The following is a 7444-nucleotide window of genomic DNA, read 5'->3' as shown; positions in this document are numbered from 1 at the left end:
GTATGACATGCTGATTCCAGCAGATCACGAACTACGGTTGATGCTGGAACTAGTTGACTTTGAATTCATTTATCAAGAGCTAGAAGATAGGTATTGTCTGGTGAATGGTCGAAATGCCGTTGACCCAATTCGCATGTTTAAATTTCTTCTCCTGAAGGTGATTTATAAAATGTCTGATTGCGACTTGATAAACAGAACAAAAACAGACATGGCTTTCAAATTCTTTCTTGGCATGTCACCAGAAGATGGTGTGATCGATTCTTCTTTATTGACTAAGTTTCGCCGGCAACGTTTGAAAGATAAAAATTTGCTAGATCTGCTTATTGCTAAATCAGTTCGCATAGCGATCGATCATAACGTCCTCAAGAGTGAGACAATCATCGTTGATGCCACCCATACAGTATCACGGTTCAATAAAAAATCCCCAGTGGATATTTTACGGAATTATTCTAAGAATCTTCGAAAAGTGGCTTATGGCTTGGATGAAAATCTGAAAGCTAAACTTCCCGCTAAACCAACATTCAACGATTTGGACACGGAAAAAGTCTATACACAAGAAGTGATCAAGACGATTGAAAAACAACCCTACGCTGTTATCCCTGCTGTATCGGAAGCAATGAATATGTTGAAAGAAAAACTTGATGGTATCAATGAGGCTTCCGCAGAGTCCTTCGATGATGATGCGCGTACTGGGCACAAAACGGCAGATACTTCATTTCTTGGATTTAAAACGCACATTGCGATGACTGATGAACGAATCATTACAGCTGCCGTTATTACCAGTGGCGAAAAAGGTGATGGGCCTTTTCTACAAGAACTCATTGAAAAGTCTGAAGATAATGGGGTTGAAGTAAAAGCGGTTCTTGGTGACCGCGCATATTCCGGAAAAGAAAATATTGAATACACAGAAGAAAAAGAAATTGAACTGTACGCCCGATTAAACCCGCAAATTTCCCGACACATCAGATTATGTTGTTGCCAGAAAAATATTAGCCAGAAAAACTGAATAATTTGGCTATAGATTTTTAAAATTATCCATCAAGGAGGGGACGAAAAAATGACTAAATTCAGGAACAAACCAAAAAATATGTGGATATCATAAGTCTACAAATGGTGAAAGAATTCATGACAATTTATGCGAACAGTCATAGCCCTAGAGCTATGCACCGACTGTTCGCACTGCTCATCGAAATAAAAGATCACGAATATCTGGCAATGGCTGAATCGAATCAAAAGCTAGAACCAACCAATCTTCAAACAATTCATATTGGTACGATCAATCTTTGACTTCCGAGGTGTCTCCTGAAAGTCAAACTACTGTCCAATAGCGTGCCTATCTGTATTTGTACACAATCACCGATCAGATGACGTCACAAACGCACTTCCTACGATTAGTCAAGGGAAAACTCACGCTGTATTTATTTAATGATTTATCTAAAATTGGGTATTCAAAATAAATCTCAGATTACTTATTTTTTTAAATCAGAGGTATTAGTGTTAGCTCAATTTAAAATGGGGATATCCAAAAAAGGTGAAAAGAATTATACACGTGCATTTCTATTTTTCTCCATCTGAATCTTTGGGATTTATGGTATACTGTCAGTGATTTTCAAGTATTTAGGGACTAGTTTTTAGTCTGTACAATGAAAGTCTTTATCGTTTTGATTGGGAAACATAAAAGGAATAGGAATTGATGACATGGTAACAAGTAAGGATGTTGCAAAAGCAGCGAATGTTTCACATATGACGGTCTCGAGAGCTTTTCAGCCAGGGAGTAGTATCAAGCCTGAAACCCGTGAAAGAGTTTTGGCCATTGCACAAAAATTGAACTATATTCCGAATTACAATGCGAAGAGTCTAGTAATGAACCGCAATTTTTCGGTGGGATTGTTTTTTTCCTCCATGGAAGGAACTTCTGAAGTATTTTTAGGGGATTTAGTGAGTCAAATTTATCAACTATTACCGCAAAATTATTTGTTATCGGTTAACAGTGTGGAACAACTCAGTGGAACCACAGATAAAAACTATGTGATTCAGTCGATTTTAGGACGCTTTGACGGAATCATCGTTGCTACCCAGTCTGAAAAAGATGATCCTTTTATTGAATCTTTGCAGGAGCTTAAAATTCCGGTTGTGGTGATGAATCGTTACGTGGAGAAAAAAGAGGTTTACAATGTTTCCACCAATGAAAGCCAAGGGATCAGAGAACTTGTGGACTATTTAGTTGCGCAAAAGATTAAAACGGCTGGGACTATCAAAGGGTACCCAGGCTTTTATTCCACTCAAAAACGGCATCGTGAGTTTGTGGAGGATTGTCAACGAGCGGGGATTGCAATCGTCAATACGGCAGTAGAAGACGGCATGTACAATATTCCCAGCGGTTATCAGGCAATGAAGGAAATTATTCAGCGCAATGAAATTTTGCCCAACGTAATATTTTGCGGGAATGATGATATGGCAATTGGGGCAATCAAAGCCTGTCATGACCTTAATATCCGCGTGCCCCAAGACCTTTCAATCGTAGGCTTTGATGATACTAGCTATGCCCAATATATCAGTCCAGGATTAACAACTGTCCATAAGCCTTATAAGGAAATGGCGAAAAAAGCGATGGAAATTTTACTGCAATTGATGAAGGGCAAATCGCTTAATGAGTACAAATATAAAATCGATAGTCAGTTGGTTATCCGTGAGTCTGTAAAAAAGCAAAAATAATTTTGTTTTTTTGAAAGTGAAATAGTATACAATGATAGGTTAGTTCTGTTATAGAAGAAAGCTGAATAATAGCGCAATTTGCTGTTTAAGACTAGTACAATTATAAAAAATTGTACTAGTTTTTTTAATAATAAAATTATAAAAAGTTATTGATTTCACAATCGTTCGGTGATAAGCTTCTTCCTGTAAGTGTTAACGTTAACAAAAAAACAAACATATTCTGAGTCGCTCTAGGAATTATTTTTTTTGCAAATAATGTTCACGTTAACAAACGATATCAAGGAGGTTCTTATGAAAAAAATTACAGATTTAAACGTTGAAAAAAAGGCTTTGCCAACAAAAGTCATTCAATTTGGGGAAGGTAATTTTTTACGGGCATTCGTTGATTGGCAAATCCAACAAATGAATAACCAAAATCTTTTTAATGGCGGGGTAGCAATTGTTCAACCTATCAAACAGGGCATGACCAAAAACTTGGATGCTCAAAATGATCTGTATACGGTCGTTTTAGAAGGATTGTTGGAAGGTCAGAAAGTTCAAAGTAATGAAATCATCACAGCAATTAACAGCACCGTCAATCCTTATGAAGATTTTGCTGAGTATTTAGCATTAGCGGAGGAAGATTCGATTGAAGTGATTTTCTCGAATACGACTGAAGCTGGTATTAGCTATGATGAAAATGATAAAAAAGATGCGCAACCGGCCCAGTCTTATCCCGGTAAATTGACTCAATTGCTGTATAAGAGATTTGAGCTAGGCAAAAAAGGTTTTCATATTATTCCTTGTGAATTAATTAACCACAATGGCGATAAGTTGAAAGAAATCATCTTACAATATGCCGATTTATGGGATTTAGGGACAGAGTTTAAACAATGGCTTGAAACTGACAATCATTTTTATTCCACTTTGGTTGACCGGATTGTTCCAGGTTTCCCTCATGAGAACAAAGAAGAAGTCTTTGAACGAATTGGCTATGAAGACAATATGTTGGTAAAAGCAGAGGCCTTCTTACTCTTTGTGATTGAAGGAAGTCAAGAGTTGGCTAACGTCCTACCACTTAAAGAAGCTGGTTTGAATGTGATTATTACGGATAATATGCAACCCTATCGCGAACGGAAAGTCCGTTTGCTAAATGGGCCTCATACTACCATGACACCATTAGGTTTACTGGCTGGTGTGGAAACTGTGAGAGATGTCATGGAAGATCCAGATTTTGGCAAATTTATTCATGACGAAATGTATCAAGAAATTTCTCCAATGATTGATCTGCCGAAAGATGAGTTAGCCTTTTACAGCGAAGCAATTAAAGAACGATTTTCTAATCCATTTGTTCGCCATGAATTAACCTCCATCGCTTTAAACAGTATTTCTAAATACAAGACTCGTTTATTACCTGGGGTCATCCAAAATATTGAACAAACGAATCAAGTTCCTCGCCGGATGACAGCTGCACTAGCTGCTCTATTCGTTATCTACGGCAATTTTGACGGAATCACGGCACAACCAATTGACGGAGAGGATGTAATCGAGGAATTCAAAGCCTTGAAAAACGCTGAAGACTATGTAGCAGCTGTCTTAAGTGACACGACTTTTTGGGATGAAGATTTAACGAAATATCCTGAATTGGTTCAAGAAGTACGACAAGATGTGGAAACAATTTTAGCCAAAGGGTCTCGCAGTTTGGTGCAAGAAATTAATGCAAATTCATAAGATGGGAAGCGGAAAAAATGTTCTTAGATCAAGATTTTTTATTAACGACTGATACAGCGAAAAAATTATTCAATGATTACGCGAAAGAAATGCCAATCATTGACTACCATTGCCATTTAAATCCTAAAGAAATCTATGAAGATAAAAACTTCAATAATATCACCGAAGCTTGGCTGACTGAAGGCAATCATTTTGGTGATCATTACAAATGGCGTTTGATGCGGGCCAATGGCGTGCCAGAAGAATTGGTTACCGGAGATGGCGATCCCTATGAAAAATTCTTGGCCTTTGCTGGAGTTTTGGAAAAAGCCTATGGGAATCCAATCTTTGAATGGTGCCATTTAGAACTACGTCGTTTCTTTGGTATCGAAGAAGTGCTAACGACTGAAACAGCGCCAAAAATTTGGGCGGAAGCCAACGAAAAAATCGTGCAAAAGGAATTTTCACGGAAAAATCTGATTCGCAATATGAATGTCAAAGCCTTATCAACCACTGATGATCCCATCGATGATTTGCATTACCATGAACTATTAAAGGAACAAGAAGCAGAAAATGGCTTTAAAGTCATTCCAGGATTCCGACCAGACAAAGCATTGAATATCCAAAAAGATACCTTCGCTGATTATATGGATCAATTGGCAGAAGTTAGCGGTGTAGCTATCAATCATTTTGCTGATGTCGTTGCGGCTTTAGAAAAACGCGTGGAATACTTTGAAGCTCATGGTGGCAATATCTGTGATCACGCCATGGATATCGTGACTTACGAAGATGCTACTACAGAAGAATTAGACGCAATTTTAGTCAAAGCCCGCAAAAAAGTAGCTTTGACGGAAAAAGAAATTGCCCAATATCGTTCTGCTTTATTGGTTGCGTTAATTAAAGTCTACAGCGATCATGATTGGACGATGCAATATCATATGCATGCGTTGCGTGATTTGAACACAGCTACCTTTGGGGAAATGGGACCGGATACCGGCTTTGATGCAATCAATGATGAACGGGTCGCAATTGCACTAGGTAAATTACTCGATGCTGGAACTCAGCAAGGAGAATTGCCTCGGACGATTATTTATTCATTGAATCAAAATGATTGGATGCAATTATTGACGGTCATGGGTTGCTTCCAAGGAGGCGTGAAACAAAAAATCCAATTTGGGACAGCTTGGTGGTTCAACGATACAAGATCAGGTATGCGGAAACAATTGCAAATGTTAATGGAACAAAGCTTGCTAGGCAACTTTATCGGCATGTTAACAGATTCCCGGAGTTTTCTAAGCTATCCTCGTCATGAATATTTCCGTCGTGTGCTCTGTGAATTATTAGGTGAAATGGTCGAACGTGGTCAAATTCCGAATGACGAAAAACGATTAGGTCAAATGGTACAAGACATTAGTTTCAACAATGCAGCTGATTACTTTAAATTTTTAAACTAGTTGACCAAATGCTGGAACAGTATTAGACAAGACAAATAAGCATATTTTTCATTTGTCTTGTCTTTCTTTTTAATAATCATGTGAAATAATTATCTTATGATTCAGGAGGAACATTTATGGAAACAAATGTAGCGAAAAATACCAATCTCTCTGAGCCGAAAGCGAGTACTGGTAGACTGTCTTGGAAAGAAAAGATTGCCTATGGTTTTGGCGATTTTGGTAACGGTTTTATGTTTGATTTGGGACAAGCCTACTTAACCAAATTCTTCACCGATGTAGCCATGATTGCTCCCGCTATGGTGGGGACAATCTTTGCTGTAACAAAGATTTTTGATGCTTTTATGGATCCTTTAGCAGGTTCATTTGTGGATGGTCGCAAAAATATTAGCCATCGAGGGAAATTCCGCCCAGTGATGATGGCATCGGCCTGTGTGTTGGCGGTATTAACAGTAATCACCTTTACCATGCCTGATATTTCCATGAAAGGGAAAATAGCCTATGCTTTATTTACTTATATGGCATGGGGCGTTGTTTATAGTTTCACAAACGTTCCTTATGGTTCACTGGCTTCCGTTATGACACGGAATGTGGAAGACCGGGCAGAGTTGGCGACTACTCGTCAAGCGGGATCTTTGGGAGCCCAATTGATTACTGGGGTAGCTTTCATTCCCATTGTGATGATGTTTTCTCATCACAATGGACAAGTCACAGCTCATGGCTATACGATTGCTGCAGCTGTCATGGCTTTGGCAGGTGTTCTTGGTTTTGCTGTCTGCTATTTTGGCACAAAAGAACATATTAAAGTTCAAAGAAGTCAAAATGCCAAACGTGAAGGTCTAAAAGATTATGTCAAAGTGGTGTTCACTAACAAACCTCTAGGAGCCATGATTTTACTTACTTTATTTACGATCTCTGCAATGAATACAAACAACACCATGATGATTTATTTCTGTCAATATAATTTAGGGGATATCTCATTACAACCCGTTGTGAATGGTATTATGATGGGGGCATCAGTTGTAGCGATCCTTTTAATCCCAACATTAGTAAAACGTTTTGGTAAAAAGCAAACCGTAATCGTTTCTTTTATTGTTGGTGCCGTTGCTAATGGACTGAATTTCATTTTGCCAACAAATGTAGTGACCTTCATTATTTTAGTAACGATTGGTTATGTTGCTTTAGCAATTCCAAATGGGATTACTTGGGCTTTTGTTTCCGATGTCATCGACTATGGTGAATGGCACACGGGAATTCGAAAAGAAGGAATTACTTATGCCGCATTTAATTTCTCAAGAAAACTAGCGCAATCTTTGGCGGCAATTATTTCCGCAGGTATCTTAGGGTTAACTGGCTATATTGCCAATGCCCATCAATCTGCCGCTACATTAACTGGGATTAAAGGCGCTATGACCCTTTATCCAGCCTTTGCCTTGGCAATGGCAGCCGTCATCATTTTCTTCTTATATGGATTATCAGATGATAAATACCGTAAGATTGCAGATGACCTTTCTAATGGACGCTGGGAAAATGGAATCATTGGTGAAAGTAGCAGCGAAGAATAAAATACTAGAGGGGTATTGCAAGAT

Annotated in this window: 5 protein-coding genes; all 5 read left to right on the top strand. The window is 38.4% G+C overall.

What is annotated here, in order from left to right:
• A partial coding sequence (locus AB5754_RS12390) for a transposase (RefSeq protein WP_368259628.1) occupies nucleotides 1–1006 on the top strand: 1006 nt, incomplete at its 5' end.
• 692 nt (nucleotides 1007–1698) lie between these two features.
• Complete coding sequence (locus AB5754_RS12385; protein ID WP_368251117.1) at nucleotides 1699–2715, top strand: LacI family DNA-binding transcriptional regulator; 1017 nt, start codon at nucleotides 1699–1701, stop codon at nucleotides 2713–2715.
• Between the two features lie 291 nt (nucleotides 2716–3006).
• Complete coding sequence (locus AB5754_RS12380; RefSeq protein WP_368251116.1) at nucleotides 3007–4425, top strand: tagaturonate reductase; 1419 nt, start codon at nucleotides 3007–3009, stop codon at nucleotides 4423–4425.
• 17 nt (nucleotides 4426–4442) lie between these two features.
• Nucleotides 4443–5858, top strand: coding sequence for a glucuronate isomerase (uxaC, locus tag AB5754_RS12375; RefSeq protein WP_368251115.1), 1416 nt, complete (start codon nucleotides 4443–4445; stop codon nucleotides 5856–5858).
• Nucleotides 5859–5974: 116 nt separating this feature from the next.
• Nucleotides 5975–7420: a glycoside-pentoside-hexuronide (GPH):cation symporter gene (locus AB5754_RS12370; protein ID WP_368251114.1), complete on the top strand. Its 1446-nt coding sequence runs from the start codon at nucleotides 5975–5977 to the stop codon at nucleotides 7418–7420.
• Nucleotides 7421–7444 lie beyond the last annotated feature (24 nt).

Origin of the sequence: Enterococcus sp. 2201sp1_2201st1_C11_2201SCRN_220225 (assembly GCF_040925905.1) — a bacterium.
Classification (GTDB): Bacteria; Bacillota; Bacilli; order Lactobacillales; family Enterococcaceae; genus Enterococcus_C; species Enterococcus_C asini_A.
This window is presented reverse-complemented; position numbering and strand designations above follow the sequence as displayed.